22 protein-coding genes are annotated in these 21,837 nt (G+C 69.6%); 2 read left to right on the forward strand and 20 right to left on the reverse strand.

The window, feature by feature from the left end; translation table 11 throughout:
* Positions 1 to 7 precede the first annotated feature (7 nt).
* The 9 genes from ACT89H_RS05190 to ACT89H_RS05230 form a co-directional block, all read right to left on the reverse strand.
* Entirely contained in the window at positions 8 to 2,719 is a 2,712-nt protein-coding gene (locus ACT89H_RS05190; RefSeq protein WP_445107292.1) for a fumarate reductase/succinate dehydrogenase flavoprotein subunit, read from the reverse strand.
* The gene (locus ACT89H_RS05195) at positions 2,716 to 3,456 is read right to left on the reverse strand and encodes an ABC transporter ATP-binding protein (protein ID WP_445107293.1); all 741 of its coding nucleotides are present in this window, start codon (positions 3,454 to 3,456) and stop codon (positions 2,716 to 2,718) included. The genes ACT89H_RS05190 and ACT89H_RS05195 overlap by 4 nt, the downstream gene beginning before the upstream one ends.
* The gene (locus ACT89H_RS05200) at positions 3,453 to 4,307 is read right to left on the reverse strand and encodes an ABC transporter permease (RefSeq protein WP_445107294.1); all 855 of its coding nucleotides are present in this window, start codon (positions 4,305 to 4,307) and stop codon (positions 3,453 to 3,455) included. Before ACT89H_RS05200 ends, ACT89H_RS05195 begins: the two co-directional genes overlap by 4 nt.
* Positions 4,304 to 5,728: an ABC transporter substrate-binding protein gene (locus ACT89H_RS05205; RefSeq protein WP_445107295.1), complete on the reverse strand. Its 1,425-nt coding sequence runs from the start codon at positions 5,726 to 5,728 to the stop codon at positions 4,304 to 4,306. The genes ACT89H_RS05200 and ACT89H_RS05205 overlap by 4 nt, the downstream gene beginning before the upstream one ends.
* A 12-nt stretch (positions 5,729 to 5,740) precedes the next feature.
* Positions 5,741 to 5,968, reverse strand: a complete 228-nt coding sequence (locus ACT89H_RS05210; protein ID WP_445107296.1) for a 4Fe-4S dicluster domain-containing protein — start codon at positions 5,966 to 5,968, stop codon at positions 5,741 to 5,743.
* Positions 5,969 to 6,754 (reverse strand): GntR family transcriptional regulator, encoded by a 786-nt coding sequence (locus ACT89H_RS05215; protein WP_445107297.1) that lies wholly within the window; start codon positions 6,752 to 6,754, stop codon positions 5,969 to 5,971.
* 206 nt (positions 6,755 to 6,960) lie between these two features.
* On the reverse strand, positions 6,961 to 7,089 hold the full coding sequence (locus tag ACT89H_RS05220) for a hypothetical protein (RefSeq protein ID WP_445107298.1): 129 nt from the start codon (positions 7,087 to 7,089) through the stop codon (positions 6,961 to 6,963).
* 92 nt (positions 7,090 to 7,181) lie between these two features.
* Positions 7,182 to 7,793: a QsdR family transcriptional regulator gene (locus ACT89H_RS05225; RefSeq protein ID WP_445107299.1), complete on the reverse strand. Its 612-nt coding sequence runs from the start codon at positions 7,791 to 7,793 to the stop codon at positions 7,182 to 7,184.
* A 132-nt stretch (positions 7,794 to 7,925) separates the two neighbouring features.
* Positions 7,926 to 8,603 carry a PaaI family thioesterase gene (locus ACT89H_RS05230; RefSeq protein WP_445107300.1) on the reverse strand — a complete coding sequence of 226 codons (678 nt, stop codon included), beginning with the start codon at positions 8,601 to 8,603 and terminating at the stop codon, positions 7,926 to 7,928.
* A 254-nt stretch (positions 8,604 to 8,857) separates the two neighbouring features.
* Here ACT89H_RS05230 and ACT89H_RS05235 point away from each other — a divergent pair, with 254 nt between their 5' ends.
* Positions 8,858 to 9,508, forward strand: a complete 651-nt coding sequence (locus tag ACT89H_RS05235; RefSeq protein ID WP_445107301.1) for an HAD family hydrolase — start codon at positions 8,858 to 8,860, stop codon at positions 9,506 to 9,508.
* Between the two features lie 73 nt (positions 9,509 to 9,581).
* Here the strand turns inward: ACT89H_RS05235 and ACT89H_RS05240 are convergent, their stop codons facing one another.
* The 6 genes from ACT89H_RS05240 to xylB all read right to left on the reverse strand — a co-directional run bounded on the left by ACT89H_RS05240 (position 9,582) and on the right by xylB (position 15,447).
* Positions 9,582 to 10,862: an RNA polymerase sigma factor gene (locus tag ACT89H_RS05240; protein ID WP_445107302.1), complete on the reverse strand. Its 1,281-nt coding sequence runs from the start codon at positions 10,860 to 10,862 to the stop codon at positions 9,582 to 9,584.
* Positions 10,863 to 10,875: 13 nt separating this feature from the next.
* Positions 10,876 to 11,226: a YciI family protein gene (locus ACT89H_RS05245; protein ID WP_445107303.1), complete on the reverse strand. Its 351-nt coding sequence runs from the start codon at positions 11,224 to 11,226 to the stop codon at positions 10,876 to 10,878.
* Positions 11,227 to 11,359: 133 nt separating this feature from the next.
* Entirely contained in the window at positions 11,360 to 12,166 is an 807-nt protein-coding gene (locus tag ACT89H_RS05250; protein ID WP_445107304.1) for an ABC transporter ATP-binding protein, read from the reverse strand.
* Positions 12,163 to 12,834, reverse strand: a complete 672-nt coding sequence (locus tag ACT89H_RS05255) for a FadR/GntR family transcriptional regulator (protein ID WP_445107305.1) — start codon at positions 12,832 to 12,834, stop codon at positions 12,163 to 12,165. Before ACT89H_RS05255 ends, ACT89H_RS05250 begins: the two co-directional genes overlap by 4 nt.
* A gap of 441 nt (positions 12,835 to 13,275) precedes the next feature.
* Positions 13,276 to 13,905, reverse strand: a complete 630-nt coding sequence (locus ACT89H_RS05260) for a maleylpyruvate isomerase family mycothiol-dependent enzyme (protein ID WP_445107306.1) — start codon at positions 13,903 to 13,905, stop codon at positions 13,276 to 13,278.
* Positions 13,906 to 14,037: 132 nt separating this feature from the next.
* Positions 14,038 to 15,447 carry a xylulokinase gene (gene xylB, locus ACT89H_RS05265; protein ID WP_445107307.1) on the reverse strand — a complete coding sequence of 470 codons (1,410 nt, stop codon included), beginning with the start codon at positions 15,445 to 15,447 and terminating at the stop codon, positions 14,038 to 14,040.
* Between the two features lie 236 nt (positions 15,448 to 15,683).
* Here xylB and ACT89H_RS05270 point away from each other — a divergent pair, with 236 nt between their 5' ends.
* Entirely contained in the window at positions 15,684 to 16,175 is a 492-nt protein-coding gene (locus ACT89H_RS05270; RefSeq protein WP_445107308.1) for a hypothetical protein, read from the forward strand.
* Here ACT89H_RS05270 and ACT89H_RS05275 read toward each other — a convergent pair.
* From ACT89H_RS05275 to ACT89H_RS05295, 5 genes are all read right to left on the reverse strand, one after another.
* The gene (locus ACT89H_RS05275) at positions 16,166 to 17,176 is read right to left on the reverse strand and encodes a glycoside hydrolase family 172 protein (RefSeq protein ID WP_445107309.1); all 1,011 of its coding nucleotides are present in this window, start codon (positions 17,174 to 17,176) and stop codon (positions 16,166 to 16,168) included. The genes ACT89H_RS05270 and ACT89H_RS05275 overlap by 10 nt on opposite strands.
* On the reverse strand, positions 17,173 to 17,625 hold the full coding sequence (locus ACT89H_RS05280) for a thioredoxin family protein (protein ID WP_445107310.1): 453 nt from the start codon (positions 17,623 to 17,625) through the stop codon (positions 17,173 to 17,175). The genes ACT89H_RS05275 and ACT89H_RS05280 overlap by 4 nt, the downstream gene beginning before the upstream one ends.
* 57 nt (positions 17,626 to 17,682) lie before the next feature.
* Positions 17,683 to 19,164 carry an FGGY-family carbohydrate kinase gene (locus ACT89H_RS05285; protein ID WP_445107363.1) on the reverse strand — a complete coding sequence of 494 codons (1,482 nt, stop codon included), beginning with the start codon at positions 19,162 to 19,164 and terminating at the stop codon, positions 17,683 to 17,685.
* Positions 19,165 to 19,166: 2 nt separating this feature from the next.
* On the reverse strand, positions 19,167 to 19,730 hold the full coding sequence (locus tag ACT89H_RS05290; RefSeq protein WP_445107311.1) for a hypothetical protein: 564 nt from the start codon (positions 19,728 to 19,730) through the stop codon (positions 19,167 to 19,169).
* A 145-nt stretch (positions 19,731 to 19,875) separates the two neighbouring features.
* On the reverse strand, positions 19,876 to 20,754 hold the full coding sequence (locus tag ACT89H_RS05295) for a glycosyl hydrolase family 32 (RefSeq protein WP_445107312.1): 879 nt from the start codon (positions 20,752 to 20,754) through the stop codon (positions 19,876 to 19,878).
* Positions 20,755 to 21,837 lie beyond the last annotated feature (1,083 nt).

Raw genomic sequence — 21,837 nt, forward strand, 5'->3', positions numbered from 1 at the left:
GGTGGTGCTAGGCCGTCGGCTGGGTGCCCAGCGCTCGCCGGGCATACGCACGCACGTCGGCGTCGGTGTCGTCGATCGCGGCGCGCAGCGCGTCGTGCGCGGCCGGCAGATCCAGCCACCCCGACAACGACAGCACCGCCGCCTTGCGGACGTCGAGATGCGGATCGTGCAGTGCCGCAGCCAGGATCGGCACCGCGAGGTCCGGGTCGGCGCCCGCGAGCCCGCGCGCCGCGCCCACCCGGATCTGCCAGGCCGAGTGGCGCAGGGCGGCCTCGAGCGCGGTGATGTCCGGGGGTTCGGCCCCCAGCTGCGCGAACGCGGTCAGTGCCGCGGCGCGGACCAGCGGGTCCTGGTCGTCGGCGAGGCGGCGGATCACCTCGGCCCCGCCGTCGCCGATGGCGGCCAGCCCTCGGGCGACCGCAACCCGCACCTCCCGGTTGCCGTCGACGGCCAGGGTGGCGACACCGTCCCGGTCGTTCAGCGAGACCAGCGCGCGGACCGCCTCGATGCGGACGCGATGATCCTCGTCCGCCAGCGCCGCGCGGTAGTGCCCGGGCTCGCCCGCCCGCAGGGCGCGCAACAGATCGATGACCGTGGACCGGACGACCGGATCGGGCGAACCGAGTCGGTCGGAAAGCCCCGCCGCCGAGGGCAAGACCTCGACGAGCTCGCGCAGGCTTGCCGCAGCGGCGCGCCGGACCGAGGCCGCCGCATCGTCCAGCGCGTCACTCAGGGCGGTCGCGAAGCCTTCCGGCGTGTGCTCGGTCAGCACCGCGACCGCCGCGGCCCGCACGCCCGCGTCCGGATCCGTCAGATAGGTGGACAGTTGTGCCACGGTGGGTTCGTCGAGAGCGAGTAGGGCGACGATCCGAGGTGACGGGGGAGTGGCCGCCTGCGACAGCGAGCCGGCCGCGGTGCGATCGGGCTCGGCGCCGGCGGCGGTGTGCGGCGCACGGCCGACAACTCGGTGCGGCTGGTGCACCGGCACGGCCTCGGCATCGGCCGCGGGCAGGTCGTCGAGCCCGGGCACCGCAACCAGGTACGGCGCTACCGGTCGCTTCAGGAACGCCATGGTTCCGTCCGGGTTCTTGCGCAGGTTCAGGTGATATCGCCATTCGACATCGTCGCGTTCAGGTAGGTCGGCGCGCTCGTGGTAGAGGCCCCAACGGGATTCGGTCCTGGTCAGTGAGCTGCGGGCGGCCATCTCGGCGCAGTCGCGGATGAACGACACCTCCACCGCGCGCATCAGCTCGTGCGGGGTGCGCGCGCCGATGCCAGCGATCTCGGCGCGCATCCGGTCGAAGGTCTCCACCGCGATGGCCAGCTTGGTCGCCGTCTTGGGCGGCGCGACATAGTCGTTCACGAAACGCCGCAGCTTGTATTCGACCTGCGGTTGCGGCGGCCCGTCCGGTCGGCGCAGCGGCCGGTAGATCAGCTCGTGCGCGGCGGCCAGCTGGTCCTCGGGCAGCTCGGCGGGCGCGGCCACCTCATCCAGGGTGGACGCGGCGTGCGCACCGGCCAGATCGCCGAAGACGAACGCGCCGATCATGTAATTGTGCGGAACGCACGCCAGATCGCCCGCCGCGTACAAGCCCGGCACCGTGGTGCGGGCGTGTTCGTCGACCCACACGCCGGAGGCGGAATGTCCGCTGCACAGACCGATTTCGGAGATGTGCATCTCGATATCGTGGGTGCGGTAGTCGTGGCCGCGATTGGCGTGGAAGGTGCCGCGGGTGGGGCGCTCGGTGGTGTGCAGGATGCCTTCGAGCGCGCTGAGCGTCTCGTCCGGCAGATGCGACACCTTGAGATAGATGGGACCGCGCGCCGATTCGATCTCGCGCTTCACCTCCGCCATCATCTGGCCGGACCAGTAGTCGGAGTCGACGAAGCGTTCGCCGTCGGCGTTGACCTGGTAGCCGCCGAACGGATTGGCGACGTAGGCGCACGCCGGGCCGTTGTAGTCCTTGATCAGCGGGTTGATCTGAAAGCATTCGATGCCGCTGAGTTCGGCGCCGGCGTGGTAGGCCATGGAGTAGCCGTCGCCCGCGTTCGTCGGGTTCTCGTAGGTGCCGTACAGGTATCCGCTGGCGGGCAGCCCCAGCCTGCCGCACGGTCCGGTGGCCAGGATCACCGCCTTCGCGCCGACGGCCACGAATTCGCCGGTGCGGGTGTGCAGGGCGGCCGCGCCGACGGCGCGTCCGTTGTCGGTGAGCACGCGCACCGGCATGAGCCGGTTCTCGATGCGGATCTTCTCGCGCATCTTGCGTTGACGCAGCACGCGATACAGCGCCTTCTTGACGTCCTTGCCCTCGGGCATCGGCAGCACGTACGAGCCGGACCGGTGTACTCGGCGCACGGCGTACTCGCCGTACTCGTCCTTCTCGAACTTCACGCCGTAGCGCTCCAGCCGCTGCACCATGGCGAACCCGCGCGTCGCGGTCTGGTAGACGGTGCGCTGGTCGACGATGCCGTCGTTGGCGCGGGTGATCTCGGCGACGTAGTCCTCCGGTTCGGCCTTGCCCGGGATCACGGCGTTGTTCACGCCGTCCATGCCCATGGCCAGCGCACCGGAGTGCCGCACGTGAGCCTTCTCCAGCAGCAGTACGTTCGCGCCTTGCTCGGCGGCGGTGAGCGCGGCCATCGTGCCGGCCGTGCCGCCGCCGATGACGAGCACGTCGCAGTCCAGCCGAATTCGTTCCGACAGCGGCGGAATGTTCACAGTTTCTCCAAGATCTCGGCCTTCGTCGCGGCCCGGTCGATCGCCTCCCGCGGACTGGGCACCGGCACCAGCGCGCGCAGCGTGCCGCCGCCGAGCACGGCGATGCGGTCGCCGAGCAACAGGGCTTCGTCGAGGTCGTGGGTGACGAAGACGATGGTGGTGGGGTGGGCGCGCCAGGTCTGGATCAGCAGGCGCTGCATGGTTTCCCTGGTCTGGGTGTCCAGGGCGCCGAACGGCTCGTCCATCAGCACGGCGCGTGGCGCGGCGGCCAGGCTGCGTGCGAGCTGGACACGCTGGCGCATGCCGCCGGACAGGTCGCGTGGCAGGTAGTCGGCGTAGCCGGTGAGCCCGACCTCGTCCACCCAGTGCAGTGCGGTGGCTCGTCGCTGGGCCCGCGGTGTGCCGCTCAGGCGTAGGGCGAGTTCGATATTCTGCCGCACCGTGCGCCACGGCAGCAGCGCGTCGTCCTGGAATACCAGGGCGCGGTCGGCCGCGGGTCCGCTGACGTGGTCGCCGTCGGCCAGGACGGCTCCACCCTCCGGGGTGCGTAGTCCGGCGATCGCGCGCAGCAACGTGGACTTGCCGCAACCGGATTTGCCGACCACGACGAGGATTTCGCCCGGCGCGATGGACAGGTTCAGTCCGTCGAGCACCGGTTCGCCGCCATAGGCGATGCGAACGCCGGTGATATCCAGGCGCATTCCGGTCGATGCCGGTGCGTCGATCACTGTGGTCATGCGTCGACCTCCCTGGGCAGCCAGCGGGTGATGCGGCGACCGGCCAGCTCGACCAGTCCCGATGTCGCGAAACCGAGGACGCCGATGGTGATCATGCCGACGAACACTCCCGGATAGTCCACGATGGTGTACGCCTGCCAGGTGCGGTAGCCGACGCCGAGACGTCCGGAGATCATCTCCGCGGAGATGAGGCAGATCCACGCGACGCCGACGCCCACGGACAGTCCGCTGAAGACGCCGGGCAGGATGCCGGGAAACACCACGCGGGTGAGCACGTCCAGCCGGGACGCGCCCAGCGTGCGCACCGCGTCCTCCCAGATCGTGGGCAGTGCGCGCACCGCGTGCCTGGTGCTGACCAGCACCGGGAACAGCGACGCGGTGAACGTGATGAATACGATGCCGGATTCGTCGCTGGGGAACAGCAGGATCGCGACCGGCACCAGCGCGATGGCCGGGATCGGGCGGACGAGTTCGGCCAGCGGGCCGAAGGTGTCGGCGAGCAGCCGCGACCGGCCCAGCCCGATGCCCACGACCACGCCGACCACCGCGGCCAGCCCGAAGCCGGTGACGATCCGGATCAGCGACTGCGCGATGTCCAGGTAGTACTGGTCGGAGCGCAACTGCGTGCCGAATTCGGCGACGATCTCGCCGACGGTGGGGAGGGTGTCGAATCGCAGGCCCGCCCGCACGTTGTTGGCCGTGAGCAACTGCCACAGACCGACCGCGATGGCGACCGAGGCGATGCGCACCAGGCGCGAGCGCCAGGCCGACCGCGACGTCGGGGCGGCATCCGATCGGATCGCGGGTTGGGCCGTGGCCCGCACTGCGGGGGCGGCGAGTTCGCTGGTCATCCGCGTACTTCCGTGACGGCTTGGTCGTAGCCGACCGGCGTGGCGGACGGATGCGCCTGGCGGTAGCGCTGCGCGGCCGCGGCGGTGGTGAAGGGCAGGTAGGCGGCGCCGTCGCGTAGCCAGATCGACTTGTCGGCGAACCAGCGGGTGCCGAGCTCGGCATCCGGGACGTAGGCGGCGCGGATCGTCCGGCCCTGCGCTTTCGCGGCTTGGACGGCGCGCAGCAGGCAGGTCGGGTCCGCGGCCGGTTGCGGCTTCGCCACGCCGTCCACCCACAGTTCGCCGGCCAGCGCGGGGTCCTGTGCCGGTGTGCCGCAGACCGGGTCGGTGCCGGTGACCCGGGTGGGGTTGGCGGTGGTGGCGAGGTCGCGGTCGTAGTCGCCCCCGGTCTCGGCGTACGCCTTGCGCAGCGGGCCGTCGTCGGCGAACCGGTCGATGTCGAGGTCCGCGAAGTCGCCGATCGACTTCAGGTAGGCCACATCGCCTGTGAGCGCGTCGATCAAGCTCGGCTTGAGTGTGGTGTCGAAACTCGTGCCGCCGGGACCGTTGTAGAGGTACACCACCTCCTGCGGCAGTCCGGATCCGTCCGCGACGATTTTCGCTGCTTCGAACGGCTTGTCCTGAAGGAACCGGGTGGCATCCAGTTGCGCGGCCAAGAACGCCTGGAGCACCTCCGGGTGATCGGCGGCGTACGCGCGCCGGGCCACCACGCCGTGGAAGGTCGGCACGCCGAGTTCGGCGCCGTCGTAGAGCAGCTTGGCCTTGTTCTGAAAGACGACAAGGCCGGGCCACGCGACGAACTGCGACAGCGCGCCCACCTGGTGGGACTCCAGGGCGGTCGCGCCGACCTGCGGCTGCTGGTTGAGCACTTCCACGCCCTTGGCCGGGTCGATCCCCGCACGCGACAGCGCTTGCACCAAGGTGCCGTGCCCGGCCGAACCCACACTGGCCGAGATCTTCTGCCCGGCCAGGTCGCCGATGCCGGTGGCGGTCGAATCGTTCGGCACCACGACCATGTTCAGCGCGCCCTTGGGGTTGTACCCCGTGACCGACACCAGCTCGGTCCGCGCTCGCTCGTTGGCCTGGGTGCGGGAGCCGTTGATCAGCAACGGATAGTCGCCCATGGAGCCGATGTCGATCTTCTCGGCCACCATCTGCGCGGTGATCGGCGCGCCGGTGTCGTAATCCTGCCACTCGACCTGGTACTTCGCCCCGCCGTTGTCGGTGATCTGCTGTAGCCGCCGCTCGAGGTAGCCCTGCGCGCGCAGCAGGGTGCCCGCGGTGACGGTGTTGATGGTCTTGGACTGGTACCCGACGACCACCTTGACGGTGCCCGCGGGGGTGTCGTCGGACTGCTCCAGCGAACATCCGGTCAACGCGAGCGCGGCGGCGAGCAGGACGGGAGCGAATTTCACTTTCATCGGTCTTCCAGATCAGCGGAGCAGGTAGGGCATGTTGACGGTGACGGCGCCGGTGGGGCAGCGGGCCGCGCAGGGACCGCAGTACCAGCACTCGTCCACATGCATGAAGGCCTTGCCGTTGTCGGGGTTGATGGCCAGCGAGTCGAGCGGACAGATCTCGACGCAGAGCGTGCAGCCCTGGATGCACAACGACTCGTCGATGGTGACGGGGATATCGGCGCGCTGGTCGACCAGTGCCATCTAGAGGACCTTCCATTCGGGGGTGCTGCGGGTCAGGCTGCCGCGCATGGTGATGCGGTCGCCGCGCATGCGGATGTACTCCAAGTCGACCGGTCGGCCGTCGTCGAGCCGGGTCAGTCGTTCCAGCATCAGCAGCGGCGCGCCGCCGGGGACGTCGAGGGTGGAGGCGGTGTGCGGGTCGGCGGGTACCGCTTCCAGGGCGAGGTCGGCCGATCCGAGCGACTGGCCGCTGATGCGTTCCAGCAGCACGAAGACATCGGTGTGCTCGAGGTCGTGGCCGAGTACCTCGGTGCCGATGTCGGGTACGAGGTAGGTGAGATCGAGGCTCAACGGCAGATCCGCCAGGTAACGCAGCCGCTCGAGGTAGACCACGCGCTCGCCCGGCGCGAGGCCGAGCCTGCGGGCGACGGCGGGTGGTGCGGCGACGTGCATCGCGGCGCGCACCTCATTGCGCACGGTGCCGTGTCCCTTGAAGGTCTCCTGCAACCCGAGCAGCGCGTCGAGCCCGTGGTCGTACTTGCGGGTGGCCACCCGGGTACCCACCTTGGGCGCTCGGTCGATCAAGCCCTCGTCCTTCAACAGTGCCAAGGCGTCCCGGACGGTGTTGCGGGAGGCTCCGTATTCGGCGGCGAGCTCCTGTTCGCGCGGCAGCGCGCCGTCGAACGCGCCGGCGTGCAACTGGTGGCGCAAGATGTCGGCCACCCGCCGCGCTTGATCGGCGCGCAACTGCCGCACCGGCGTGGGTTCCGCCGCCACCTTCTCCGCCTTTCTGTCGCTGACCTGCACGAATAGCGACGATAATGCGGTTGCGGCCGCGCCCGTTCCGGCGTCTGCGCCAGGACAAATCAGGGGATGTTATTGCGCCGGGTGCCGCGCGGCCCGACCTGGCGATATACGCGGTTGTCCGGCCAATCCGCCAGGTCGGACGCGATCAGCCGAATTTCGATCACAGCGATTCGAAATCGGGTTCGTGCCGGCCACGCCGTACGTATCTACGGTCGCGGACCGTAAGCGTTGATGAACAGCGCCGGTCCAGCGCCGAACACACGCACGCGGTCCACGGCAGGCCGGGCGGCGGGTGTGGTGTGGCCGTCGCCGGGACCGATCCAGGCGGTGGTCATCGTGACGTCCTCCGGCTGGAGCGCGGTCGGGCGTGCAGCGTGCTCCGGGGGCGCGCCGCAGGCGCGCGGTCCGCGCGGCGAGCCGGACGATGTCATGGTGTGATCGCGTCGGGGATGCCCAGCAGCGCCGCCTGGACCTGGTGCAGCCGGTCGATGTCACCGCGAATGCCCGCGACGTTGTCGTTGTACAGGAACGCCTCGCAGAGCCGCACCAGCGCGTAGGCCAGCAGCGGGGGGTCCAGCGGCGGATCGTATCCGTCCTCTTCGGCGGCGCGCACGATCAGCTCCTCAACGGCGGCGACGACCAGCGGCTGTACCGGCCCGTCGCTCGCGGTGAGGATGCGCAGGCCGGACAGCGGCTCGTTCTCGAAGTAGTGCCGGAACGGTTCGTTGTCGGTCATCCAGCGGTTGACCCGGTACAGCACATCCAGGATGCGCCGAGCGCCGGTGGAACGGCGGCGGGCGTCGGCGCGAGTGAGCAGCGCCTCGAACTCCCCGGCCAGCACGGCACCGAGCACGCCGTCTCGGGAGCCGAACCAGCGGTAGACCGAGGCGCGGCTGAGCCCGAGTTGCGCTGCGATCGCCTGGATGTCCACGCGCTCTCCGGCCAGGAACGCTCGGCGAGCGTGCTCGATGACCTGTTCCCTGGTCGCGGAGGCCGGGCGGCCGGGAGGACGGGTGGTCCGCCGACTGGAATCGATCACCGCGGAATGGTACATCTTCTATTGCATGTATCGAAACATGCGGTGCTTAGAACCACGACGCGCATCTGCGAGGTGGTGGTATCCAGCCCGGCGAGCAGGTCCAGCGCTGGTGCGGTCTTCGGCAGCCGGCTGTCAGGGCTGTCCGGGCTTCAGCACGATGAACAAGCCGTTCGCCTCCGCGCACAGCCGGTCGCCGTCGTGCAGGGTGGCCCGCACGTAGACCTTGCGCCCCTCCTGCCGTTCGGCCCACGCGCGCACCTTCAGCTCGGTATTCAGCGGCGTGACGGAGCGGTAATCGACGGTGAGCGACGCCGTCCTGGTCACCGCGCCGGAACGCACCGCCGCCGCCAGGCCGAGCAGGTCGTCGAAGGCGATGGCGATCTGGCCGCCGTGGGCGGCGCTGTTGCCGCCGAGGTGGAAGGTGCGGAAGGTGAGGCGCGCGTCGACGCCGTTCTGCGGGTCGACGTGGTCGATGAAGAACGGGGGCAGGGTGATGTTGCCGCGGGCGGGCAGGTCGAAGCGGGTCCAATTGGGCGTCGACCACTCGTCCACCAGGGCGGCGTCCAGCTTGTCGTTCAGCTCCTTGAGAACGCCGATCGCCTCCACCGCCAGCTCGTCGGAGGGCGAGGCCAGCCGGACGCGGTCCATCAGGCCGCGCACCTGCTCGATGAACTGGCCGTAGTGCGGCCCGCCGCGGGAGATGTCGTCCGTGGCGGCCTCGTGGGCGGCGATCAGCTCGGTCAGCGGCCGGAACCCGCCCTCGTGGTGCTCCTTGCTCGGCAGCGAGTCGCCGGCCTGCGGTTCGTTCATAAGAACAAGTTATCGGTTGCCCGCTGAATGCTCGCCGCGCGGGTGCTGTGTCCGTCGCCCCGGGCCGTCACCGCGGTGTACCTCCGCCTCCGCTGCGGCCGTGCGCGGGGTTGAGGACGACCGCACCCATTAGGCTGGTGCGCAACCGCATATCGCTGTTTTCCGGGTGGTATCGGCCTGGTTCCGGCGGCCGGAGACGCGTGGCGGCCGTGCTGGATCTCTGACCGCTTCGGCTGGCGAAAGGCTCTGTGCGCATGGGTATCACCGCGGTCGTGTTCGACATGGACGGCGTCCTGATCGACTCCGAACCGGTCTGGGAACTGGTGCGGCGTGGCTACGTCGCGGAGAAAGGCGGGCGGTGGCTGCCCGACACCCAGCAGCGGCTGATGGGGATGAGCACAGCTGAATGGTCGGCCTATCTGAGCGACGAACTCGGTGTCGGCGAGCCGCCGGAGACCGTCGCGCGGGACGTGATCGAGCGGATGTCCGAGCGCTACACCGAGGGCGTGCCGCTGCTGCCGGGCGCGGTCGAGGCCGTGCAGCGGATCTGTGAGCACTGGCCGCTCGGGCTGGCCAGTTCGTCGCCGCGCGCGCTCATCGACGCGGTGCTGGGCCGGACGGGGCTGATCGAGTACTTCTCCGTCACCTTCTCCACCGAGGAGGTCGAGCGGGGCAAGCCTGCGCCGGACGTCTATCTGACGGTCGCGACCTTCCTGCGTCAGCGGCCGAGTGACTGTGTCGCCATCGAGGACTCGAGCAACGGCCTGCGCTCGGCCCACGCGGCCGGGATGCGGGTGATCGCGGCGCCACGCCCGGAGTACCCGCCCGCTTCCGATGCGCTCGGCCTGGCCGCCAAGGTCATCTCCGGTCTGGACGAACTCACTCCGGGGCTGATCACCGGCTGAGCCGGCGCCGCGGCAATGGTGGTTGGCTCCGGCGTCCGGGAACGGATCAAGCGGCGTTACCACCGTGGTGCGGTCAGTCGGCCTGTGCGCAGGCCACTGCCCGGTCGAGCAGGAGAGCCCGCTCGGAAGTGTTGCCCGTCAGTTCCGCCGCACGCGTGAATTCGACGCGTGCCTGCGCATACCGGCCCAGCTGGGCGAGCAGGTCACCGCGCACGGCGTAGCGCAGGTGATAGTCGGCGAGGGCGCCCGCGGCGACGAGCGCGTCCACCAGCTCCAGTCCCGCGACGGGGCCGTGCACCTTGCTCACCGCCACCGCGCGATTCAACTCCACGACGGGGGAGGGAAAGCGTTGCGCGAGAACGGCATAGAGTCCGGCGATCCGCCGCCAATCGGTCTCTTCCGGCGTCGCCGCCATCGCGTGCACCGCGGCGATGGCGGCTTGCAGCGCGTATCGGCCGGGAGGCAGACCGCGCTCGCGTGCCACGCTGTTCGCTCGCGCGAGGGCCGCCAGTCCGCGCCGGATCAGCAAGCGATCCCAGCGTGCGCGGTCCTGGTCGTCGAGCAGCACCATCTCTTTGCCGGTTCCGGCGCGTGCGGGCAGCCGGGACGCCTGCAATTCCAGTAGCGCGACCAGGCCGTGTGCCTCCGGTTCGGCGGGCAACAACTCACCGAGCATGCGGGCCAGGCGCAGCGCGTCCTGGCACAGCTCCACACGGACCCAGTCCTCGCCTGCCGTCGCGGCATAGCCTTCGTTGAAGATCAGGTAGACCACGGCCAGCACCGACGCCAACCGTTCGGCCAGCTGGGGCCCGTGCGGCACCTCGAAAGGGAGCCGCTTGTCGGCGATGGTGCGTTTCGCCCGCACGATCCGTTGCGCCACGGTCGTTTCCGGCACGACGAACGCCCGGGCGATCTCCTCGGTGGTCAGCCCGCCGAGCAGCCGCAGGGTCAGCGCGACGCGCGCCGGTTCGGTGAGCACCGGATGGCAGGCGGTGAACATCATCCGCAGCAGGTCGTCCTCGACCAGGTCGCCGTCCGCAGCCGGCGGCGGTGGCTGCTCGGTCACGAGGTCGCGACCGAGCAGCTGCAGCTTGCGGGCGAAGGTGCGGTTGCGCCGCACCATATCGATCGCCCGGTGCTTGGCGGTGAGCATGAGCCAGCCACCCGGATTCGGCGGCACGCCATCGCGCGGCCACTGCTCCAACGCCGCGACCAAGGCATCTTGCGCCAGTTCTTCCGCGGCCCCGATATCGCCGACCACCCGGGTGAGCCCGGCGACCAACCGGGGCCACTCCATCCGGGTCACGGCTTCGACGGCGCGTCGCGCCGAATCCGCGGACGGCTGCCCGCTCATCCGCCGCGCCCGCTCAGGCCGGCTCGGCGATCTGCCGGACCTCGACCCCGATATCCCATTCGGGTCCGTGTGCGGCGAGGAAACGGGAGGTCCATTCCACCGCCTCCTCCTTCGACTTGACCTGCAGAATGCAGTATCCGCCGACGATCTCCTTGGATTCGGTGAACGGTCCGTCCAGCACGGTCTGCTTGCCGCCGGACTGGGCGACCCGGGTGGCTTCGGTGATCGAGTGCAGGCCGTTGGTGTCCAGCAGCACGCCCGCCTTGGTCATCTCCTCGATCACCTTGCCCACCTGTTCCAGCAGCGCTTCGTCCGGCTCCGGGGAAGTGGCGGGGTCAAGGCGGATGAGCATCATGTATCGCATCGGGGCATCCTCGGTCGATGTGGTGTCAGGATCGGTCGATCCTCACATCACTGCATCGAACGACCACCGCCCGAATCGACAGACCCGGCCGAATTTTTTGCGAAGTCGACGTCCCGGCATGCTCGCTCAGCGCCTACCGCGGCCATGCGGAGGGTTTTCGGGCGGCCCGCGCGGTCCAGCGGCCGTCGTCGTGGCGGACCTCTACCGGGTGTGCGAAGGCGGCGGTGACATTCTCGGTGGTGATCGTCTCCCGGGCCGGGCCCGCCGCGACGGCGTGGCCGCCCGCGATGAGCAACGCGTGCGTCGTCGTGCTGGGCAGTTCCTCCAGGTGGTGGGTGACCAGGATGGAGGCGACGTCGGGATGGGTTCGGTCCAAAGTGTCGAGGGTGTCGAGCAACTGCTCGCGAGCGGCGACGTCCAGACCGGTGGACGGTTCGTCGAACAGCAGCAACCGGGGTTCGGCGATCAGCGCTCGGGCGATGAGGGTACGGCCGCGCTCACCCTGGCTCAGCGTGGGCCAGACCTCCTTCGCCTTTCCGGACAGACCCACGGTGTCGATCATCGCGTCGGCTCGGTCGAGCTGATCAGCTGTCGGGGTCCAGCGCATGGGGATGTCGATCGTCGCGGTCAGGCCGGTCAGCACGACCTCCCGGATGGTCAGCGGCGAGCGCAAGGGATGGCGCGGATTCACCTGCCCGATGCCGCGGCGCAGCTGCTGCAATTCGACGCGGCCGAGTTCCGCGCCGAGCACTCGGACCGAGCCCGAGGTCGGGAAGGTGACGGCGCCGCAGAAGCCGAGCAGCGTGCTCTTGCCCGCGCCGTTGGGGCCGAGCAGTGCCCAGCGTTCGCCCGCGCGCACGGTCAGCGAGATCCCGCCGATGATCTTCTTGCCCTCGCGGCGGAAGGTGACGTCGGTCAGTTCGAGCACCGGTTCGGTCACGTGAAAGCCTCTTTCAAAGTGGTCAGGTGGGCGCGGCTGTACTCCGCAGCGGTGGTGGGGTTGCGCGCGGCGATCGCGTCGGCCAGCCGCTGGTGCGCGGCGTGATCCGCGGACTCCGACGGCACCGGGCGGATCTCGAGCATGTCGATCATCGCCAGGCGCAGCCGGGGCAGGAAGCTGTCGAACAGCTGGGTCAGCACGTCGTTGTGGGCGGCCACGATGACCGCCCGGTGGAACGCCATATCGGCGTCGACGTGCTCGGCCACCGATTCGCCGTGCGCTTCGCGCGCGGCCAGTGTCCGGCGGATCGTGCGCAGGTCGGCGGGGGTGCGCCGCTGGGCGGCCAGCGCGGCGGCCTCGGCCTCGATGGCGATGCGCGCTTCGATCACCGAGGCGATGGTGGCGCGGCGCAGCACGGCATCCCATTGCTCGGTCACCTCGACCGCGGTCACGAAGACGCCCGCGCCCTGCCTGCTGTCCAGCACGCCTTTTCCGGCCAGCTCGCGGATCGCCTCGCGCAGCGTCGAGCGTCCGACGCCGAGCTGCGCGGCCAGCGTGGTCTCACCGGGCAGGCGGTGACCCAGGGGCCATTCGCCCGCCTGGATCCGGGCGAGCAGCATGTCGGCCGCCTGGGCGGCCAGCGGGTGACGCCGTACCTGAGAGATCATCTACTACCCCGCTACTTGTCTGAGGAGTTGGCTCAGTCTAGCCATCGTGCGCACCCTGCTTCTGCTCAGCCCCCACGGCGAGGCCTGAACGCGGCGACGGCGCCGAGCCGAGCACCGAGCTCGCACTGCTCGTCGACAGGGTCACCCGCCGCACGCGCCACAGCGGTGGCCCGGTCGCGGCGCTAACCGGGGCACTGGCCGCGGTGGGATTGCTCGGCCTGATCCAGTAGAGGATCGAGCGAGACCGCAGCGCCATCGGCTACCTGGAATGCCGCAGCGGCGAACATGCCGGGTGGTCCCGCGGCCGAGCCGATTCCGCCCAGGGCCGCGCTCGGGCGCAGCGCCCGGCGTTGATGACCTGACACCCGGTGCCGCGTTGGTCGAGTCCTGGGGCGATGGGATCTGTGCGGTCGGTGCCATCATGCGCGCTGCGCACCGGGGTCATTCCCAGACGGTGAATCGCTCCGCGGGCTCGCCGCCGAGGTGTCCGGCGGGCAACTTGCGGCCGCAGAGGACGAGCAGCAGGTCTTGGGCGTGTCCCGACAGTACCGTGCCGGATCCGTAGCTGAAGTCCAGGTCGTCGGCGCGCAGTTCGATGCCGCCCAGTTCGGCGCCGAACAGTTTGACGGTCCTGGGATCGACCGTGTCCAGTACCAAACGCATCCGATCCTCGGGCACCCGGCGGTCCAGGCCCAGCGCCACGGTGATGTCCAGCCCGTGGATCACGTCGTGGCTCAACGCGTTGGACAGCCCGCCGCCCGGCGGCCGCCAGGGGTGATCGACGTTGTCCCACAGCGATTTCAGTAGATCCGAGGTGCTGAGCGTGGCGGCGTCCATCCGGGCGGTGTGATCGGCCATGCGGTTGAAGTTGCCGAACGCCGCGATCATCCCCAGCGCGAAGCGTGCGCTCGACAGGCGATACGGCATCGTGATGTGCGCGGCCACTTCGCGGACCCGCCAGCCCGCGCAGAGGGTCGGCGCGTCCCAGCTCTCGGCGTCCAGTCCGGCCAGGAGTTCGGCGAGTTCCGTCCGTTCCGCCGTCACCGCCCTCCGCACCTGGGTATCGGTCATTCGTCTACCTCTCTTCGACGAGGGTGATCCAACCCCTCCGGCCGTCGAGGCGCCACCCGGCGACGAAAATCAGCTACCCGGAAACGGGGTAGCCGCATATTCCGGCGCGCGGGGATCGCGGTGCGGACCGGGTCAGCCGTGGAGCGCCTGGCGGGCGCTGCGATACGCGGCCCGGAGCTGTCGTCCGGTCGCGGTGTCGTCCGGTGGCGGAATCTCCGCGACCGGGCAGGCGGGCCAGGACGGCGGCCGGGATGCGCCGCTGAGCGCCCATGCCGCTTGCCGGGCAGCGCCGAGCGCGACGTACTCGGCCGGCTCCGGCACCGTCACCGTGACGCCGAAGACCTGTGCGGCGATCGCCGCCACCAGCCGGGAGCGCGCCGCGCCACCGATGAGCAGCACCCGCCGCGGCGTGACCCCGCCGATCTCGGTGAGGTGGTCCAGCGCGTCGGCGAGATGGCACAGTAGACCCTCGAAGGCTGCGCGGGCGACCGTGCCGGGTCGCATCGCCTCCGGCCGCAACCCGTGCAGGCTGCCCGTGGCGTGCGGCAGGTTGGGCGTGCGTTCACCGGCGAGATAGGGCAGCAGGACCACACCGTCCGCGCCCGGCGGCTCCTGTGCGGCCAGCGATTCCAGCGTGGGGAGGTCCACGCCGAGCAGATCGGCGGTCGAGGTCAGGATGCGGGCGGCGTTGAGCGTGCAGACCAGTGGCAGAAACGCGCCGGTGGCATCCGCGAACCCGGCGACCGCGCCGGTTGCGTCCGCGGCCGGACGGTCGGTGCGAGCGTAGGCCGTCCCGCTGGTGCCGACGGAAACCACCACGTCGCCATCGGCGATGCCCAAGCCCAGGGCGGCCCCGGCATTGTCCCCTGTGCCGGCGGCGATCAGTGCGCCCGACGGTGTGCGCCCGGCGGGCTGGTCCGGGCCGAGGACTCGGGGCAGGGCCGGGCGACGTCCACGAAAGGCCATGGCGAGCAGGTCCTCGCGATAACCGCCATGGGCGGGCGACCAATAGCCGGTGCCGGACGCGTCGCCCCGGTCGGTGGTCGGATCGAGCATGCGTCCCGGTCCGCCGCCCCGCAGCCGCCAGGTCAGGTAGTCGTGCGGTAGCACGACGTGCGCGGTGCGGTCGGCGAGTTCCGGCTCGTGGTCGGCCAGCCAGCGCAGTTTGGCGACGGTCAGCCCGGCCACCGGCACGCTGCCGACCGCATCGGCCCACGCCCGGGGGCCGCCGAGGTCGGCGATCAATTCCTGCGCCGCGTCGGCGGAGCGGATGTCGTTCCACAGCAGTGCGTCGCGCACCGGGACGCCCGTCGCGTCCAAAGGCACCAAGCCCTGCTGCTGTCCGGCGACCGCTATCGCGTCGACGCCGTCGAGCAATCCCGCGCTCGCCGTCCGCAGCGCGTCCCACCACGCGGCCGGGGCGACCTCGGTCCCATCCGGGTGCGGGGCCCGCCCCTGAGCGAGAATCTCACCGCTGTCGGCGTCGCAGACCAGGACTTTGCAGGCCTGGGTGGAGCTGTCGACTCCCGCCACCCTCGTCATCGGGCGGCCCCCGATCGAAGCCCGCTGGCGTCGCCGATACGGCATGCGCCGCGCGGGAGACGCGGGCGCATCGAGACCTCGGACGAAACCGGTGGCCTGTCGCGGACGAGCCCGCCGCGCGATCCGGCGAACCGTCCGACCGTCTGGAGCACCTCCATACCGACCACCTTGCACCCGAGCCGCCCCCTACCGGAGCATTTCGGGTATCCCGCCGCCGTATCGGGCAGACTGGCGCGATGAGCATCGACCCCACCGCCGTGCGTATCCGCACGGGAGACGGGACGCAGCTGCCGGAATTGACCGAGGACGCGCTCGGCGACCTGCTCGGCGAACCGGCCGGGCCGGAACACACCGTGCTCGAACTCAGCCGTGCCGATCTGCGCGACATACGGGCCAGGTTGCTGCCCGACGGCGTCTACGAGCTCGAGCACCGAGCCGGTTCGCCGACCGAGTCGTTCCAGATGTACACCTCCGACCCGGTGCTGGTGCGCGATGTGTTGTGGGCGTGGCTGGCCGACGATCCGTGGTGGCGCGACTCGGTCGCGTGGTTCCCGGTCGACCCGGCGATCGCGGAACTGCGCGCCGTGCAGGACGAACTCGCCGGACTGCTGGACGGCCTGACCGGGATGGACGATCTCACCGCGGGCATGGACGCGGCGCTGGCGCGGGCCGACGAACTGCTGGCATCGGAGCTCCCGCCGGATGCCGACCGCCCCGCTCAGGCCTGATACCACCAAGCGGTGGTCGCCACATCGGCGTCCTCCAGCGGGAGATAGGTCTCGGCGTCGCGCCATCCGAGGGCCTGCACGGTGACGCGGAGTTCGCGGTCGAAACAAATCGGATCGCGCACATGCCAGCGGTACATGCCGAAGCGTTGATCCGATCGATAGATCTGCTCCGGCGGCAGCACTTGATGCAGCCCGAGATAGGGCGTGGAATATGTCCGATATGTCCCGTCGAGGTCGAAATTCCAGGCGCCGCCGAAATAGTCCTCGGTGCCCGTTCCGCAAATGGTGGGATGCTCGGCGTCCCCGTCGAGGAAGAACTTGACCTCGCCCTCGCCCCACCACCCCGGTGCGCCCGGGCGGATGGCGAGGTAGGTGCCGACGTAGCGGCCCGGCCCCGGCACCGAGTCGAGAATCGTGTGGACGGCCGGATTCCCCAGACCGGTCGTTCGCGTCCATCGGGTGTGCAGGTACCCGGCGTCGTCCGGCACATCCTGCTCGGTGTAGGTCGCCTGGTAATACACCGGAACCTCACGGCCGCAGTGATTGTCGAGCGTGATGCGCGCACGGTGCCGAAACGGCATAGCCCAGTAGCTGTTCAACCCACCCGCGGGCGCGACGACCACCATCTCCGAACTCAGCAGGGCCGTCTCGCCCCATCCGTTGCAGAAGAAGTCGCCGAGGGGTGACTCGATCGCGGGCTGTGCCGCGTCGTCCCAGGTCATCCGCAGTGTCAGTCCGCGGAGGACGGAACGTTCCGTGGTCAACCAGAAATGCCGGAACACGCCGGGTCCCGACACGTCGGCCAGCGTGGCGGTCTCGCCGTGGGCGAGTGCGATCGAGGGGGAGATCTTCCACCCCGGGCCGAGCAGCCGCGCCGCGTGCGCTCCGGTGCCCTCGGTCGCCCGGGCGCCCGCGCCGGGCGCCCCGGTCGGATTCTCGGCGCTGACCGACCGCGTTCGCGTGCCGTCCAGCCGCCACAGTTCACCTCGCGGCGCGGTCACAGTCCGGGCCACCCGTATCGGGGTGCGGTCGGCGCGAGCCCGGCCCGGTGGGCCGTGGCGGTCCCGCCGGCCTCGACCAACTGCCGGGTGTCGGCCTGCTGGACAAGTTCCCGGCGGAACTGGTCCATGTCGAGCCACAAGATCTGCTGCACCAGGTCTTCCAGCGCCTCCGACGCCAGCGCGCCCGCCGCGGAATAGACGAGCAGGCCGTCGCGGAAGGCCATCACTGTCGGATACTGCGTCACCTGCGCGGCAGCGGTCAACGCGACCTCGTTTTCGGTGTCGACCTTGCCGTGCACGATCTGTGGATGCCGCTCGGCGGACGCCTCGTACACCGGAGCGAAATACTGGCACGGCCCACACCAACCGGCCCACCAATCCACCAGCACGATCGGATGCGACGTGACGACGGAGTCGAAATTGTCCTGGGTCAGGGTGATCGTGGGCATGAGATCCTCGTATCGTTCCGTGGAACAACTCTGCATCGTCGCACGGATATTCGTCGATCAGGAAGCCGCCCCGGCCCGGTGCTGTTCGGCCGCAAGGAAATGCGCGATAGTCGTCGTTCGATCGTACAGATCGCGGTAGTGGCGGTAGTACTCCGCGTATTTCTCGACGCGCTCGGGATGCGGCCGCACGGTATCGACGACCGGATTCCACGCCGAGGTGTCGATCCCGGCGGCTTCGGCGGCGAACAGGGCATCGCCGAGGCTCGCCCCGACGGTCTCGGCGGGCAATTGCTGGGGCAGGCCGGTGACATCGGAGACTATCCGGGTCCACAGCCCGCCTCTGGTGCCACCGCCCACCGCGACCAGACGCCCTGCCTGCCCGCCGGCTTCGGTCATGGCCTCGAGGTTGTGCCGCACCCCGTAGGCGATGCCCTCCAGAACCGCGCGGTAGAGCTCGGCTCGTCCGTGCCCGAGGGTCAATCCCGCGACGATGCCGCGAGCGTCCGGGTCGAACAGGGGAGTGCGCTCCCCGGCGAAATAGGGCAGCGCGAGCAAACCCCTGCTGCCCGCGGGCACCTCCGCTGCCGCGGCGACCAGGTCGGTGAACTCGCCGCCCACGAGTTTGCGCAGCCAGTCGGTGACCGCGCCGGAGGTGGCCATGCCCGCGGCGAGGGTATAGGTGTCCGGCCAGGCGCCGCAGGTGCCCCAGAGGCCGGGATGCGGGCGCGGGTCGGTGAGCACCTGCACCAGGAACATGGTGGTGCCGTACATGATCATGGCGTCACCCGGAGCGCGGACGCCGACGCTGGCCGCCTCGGCCCAGGCATCGATGGTCCCGGTGGTGACCGGCAGTCCCGACGGAAGTCCGGTGGCGGCCGCCGCGTCGGCGCTCACCCGGCCCACGATCTCGGCGGGCCAGGCCAGCTCCGGCAGCCTCCAGCCCGGCACGATCCGCTCGGCCCAGTCGCTCGCCCACGCACGCTCGCGCAGGTCGTAGAGGGGCACACACTGACTGGCCGAGTGGTGGTCGAGAACGTACCGGCCGGTGAGCCGGTGCACCAGGAAGGAACTCGCCATCAGCAGCATCGCGGTGCGTGCGGCGACGTCCGGCTCGTGCCGGGCCAGCCACCGCGCCTTCGGTCCGACGGCCTGGCTGGTCAGCGGCGACCCGGCCCGGTCGAGTACCGCTCGCGCGCCGAATTCGTCGTTCAGCTCGGCGATCTCGGCGCTCGCCCTGGTGTCGACGCCGTAGAGGATGGCCGGGCGCAGCGGCCTGCCTTCCGCGTCGGCGGGCAACAGGCATGGTCCGATCCCGGACACCGCGAGACCCGCGAGCTCGGCGCCGTCGGCCGCCGCCACGAGCTCACGGGCGAGTGCGAGGAAATCCGCCCACCACACCTTCTCCGCGTCGTGCTCGACCCAGCCGGGGCGCGGCATGGAAATCTGACGTGCCCGCTCGGCCCTGGCGGTGATCGTGCCGCGCGCATCGGTGAGCACGCCTTTGGAACTCGAGGTCCCGATGTCGATGCCGAGGAACATCGTCACCGCGTGAACTCGTCCACGGTGACGTCGAGCAATTCGCACGTAGCCCGCACGGCTTCCCGGTGGTCGCCGGGCACCGCGTGAATATGGTCGGCGCCGAACCGGTTCAGGAAGTCCTCGGCGCGCGCGTCCAGCAGGGCGAATGCGTGCGGCCACTCCCGGGGCGATTGTTGCATCAGCGCTTCGTTGGTCTGTTCGTCGTAGTGTTCGAAATCGCCGAGCATCAGCTGCATGCGGTAGTCGCCGTCGAGCCGGGTGAGCCGGGCGAGCGTCATCCGGCCCGGCGCGGCCAGGTGATGCACCGAGGCGCCGCCCGCCGGAAAGAAGAACACCTCCGGATACAGGTACACCTTCGCCAGGTTCTCCGCCGGATCGTCGCTGCGGGCGGCGACCATGCCCACCATTCCGGGCTGGACCGGGTCGATATTCGACAGCAACAGCAGCGGGCCGGGTATAGCGCCCGCCGCGGCGACCGTGCGCGCTACCGAACCGGCCAGGGCGTTGTCGCTGATCGGCGCCGCGCCGCGGACCACGTCGTGCCCCGCCGCCGTCAGCGCGGTCACGAGCCGGTCCTGATGCCGGTACGGGCCATGCCGGTCCCTCCCGTAGGGTGGGTGATCGGAAGTTCGACTCGCTCAACAGATACCAGCAGCGACCGCGCTCGCAGACGCGTTTCGCCGAAATAACGCTCGGTTCGGAGATTCTGGCTCAGCGGGGGACCGCCTTCGCGATTCGCGCTCGTGGGAAGCCGAGCGGCGCCAGATGAACCCCGCCCTGGCCCCAGCCCGCGCTGGTGATCCACCAGCGGCCGTCCTCGTCGACCACCTCGGCGGCGTGCGCCGCGACGTGGCCGACCTTGTCGCCGATGCGGAAGTGGAAGGCGTTGTCACTGCGAAAGACGTCGGTCCCGACGTAATGCGGGCGCGGACCGATGAACAGATACCACCAACCGCCGTGCCGGAGGACGTACGGCGATTCGGTATTGCCGGCTTCGGTGCCTTTGGCCGGGTCCGTGTAGGCGATGTGCCGCTCGCCCCAGTGCACGAGGTCGGTGCTGGTGCGGTAGGCGACGATATGGTGACCACCGGCGGGGGCGCTGGTCGCGCAGTAGTACATCACCCATTGGTCGCCCACGCGCACCACCATGGGGTCGCGAGCGTCGTAGCCGTCGCGGAACAGCGGACCAGCCGCGGACCGGGTCCAGTGGAACAAGTCGGGTGAGGTCGCCGAGTTCATCGCGGCGGCGGTGCGGTCGGCGCCACCCGCCGCGTAGAACATGTGGTACCGCCCGTGGGCGCGGAGCACATAGGGCGCCCACAAATGCGTCTCACCGTAGTCCCGATCCACCTTCAACGCAGAGGCGTGTTTGGTCCACGGTCCGTGCAGCCGGTCCGCGGTGGCGTGGGCGAACTCGATCTCGTCGGACGGGTCCGCGGGCTCGGGGTGGGTGATCCCGAAAAGGTGCCACCGCCCGGAATCGTCGCGAACAATCGTGTGATCGTTGATGTACCAGGCTCGCGGCTCTCCGGCGCTCGGGTCGTAGATCCGCGCGAAAGTCCCCGCCCGGACCACCTCCCGTGTCGCCATGAATTCATGATGCCGGGATCGCGTCCCCGGCGGCGGGATCATCGGCAACGAATTGCGCCGCAGGTACTCCGCGGTCGGCGACCGGCCTCCGCCGGCAACTCCGCCGGTGTCCCGGCGAAAACGATCTCGCCACGGTACCTACGTCCCTGGCAGGTCCGGCACACCGTGGTGACCGGGGTACGCCAGGCCGGTGAAGATCACCGCGGCGCCGTCGTATTCGCCGCGCCGTCGGAATCGAAACTGAACAGGCCCGGTCGTAGGTCGTGCCGCCTGGCGGAAAAGCTCACACAGCGGGCGACGCGGCCCGTACGCTCGGCGACGCGAATCCGGTCGGACATCACGTCACGAATGTGATTGTCACCGGAAGCGAAGCGGACCGCGTGAGCGTGTCGTCCAAAGGGCTCGGCCTCGCCGCCGACGGCCGATGCGGAAGCCTGACCGATGAAGACGTGGTGGTGCGGGAACCCGCGGATTGCGGATCACTTATCGCAAAGTCATTCCGCGCCGCACTCCGATGGGCGGCTGATCGCCGGGCGGCGCGATTGTCGCCGCAGCGGTGCTTATCGATCTTGTGGTGGCCTGAATCACACTTGTGTCATTCGTGCCCGAGTCTCGCTGTCCGCACGCCTCTGACCTGCGAAAAAGCGCGCTGGTCAGGCGATTTGACGAAGCGTTATCCGCCGCGTAACTTATTCCAAGTCAGAGCGACACGGACACCGACCCGGAGCCGAGAAGCAAGGCGGAGACGCCGAGCGGAAGGACTGGGAAACGAGGTAGGACGAGGAGCGCCTGACAATCACACTAGCTCGATCGGGAGTCCGATTTTGATCGGATGAGCGAGTGGGCTAAGCTGGAAAAGTTGCTTCACGGAAGGTCCGGAGTTATTCGGTCTGGATGTGTGTGCGTGTGTTCTTTGAGAACTTAACAGTGTGTCGATGAATGTCAGTGCCAAATTTTTTTGGTTTCGGCTCTTCATACCCCCGTGTGGAGGGTCGGATGTTTTTGTCAGCTTTTTTGCTGGCGATTGTTTTTGCTGGGTTTTCGGACTCTGGTTTTTACTTTTGATTGCGCCCCTTTTTTGTG

The organism is Nocardia aegles (genome assembly GCF_052545135.1).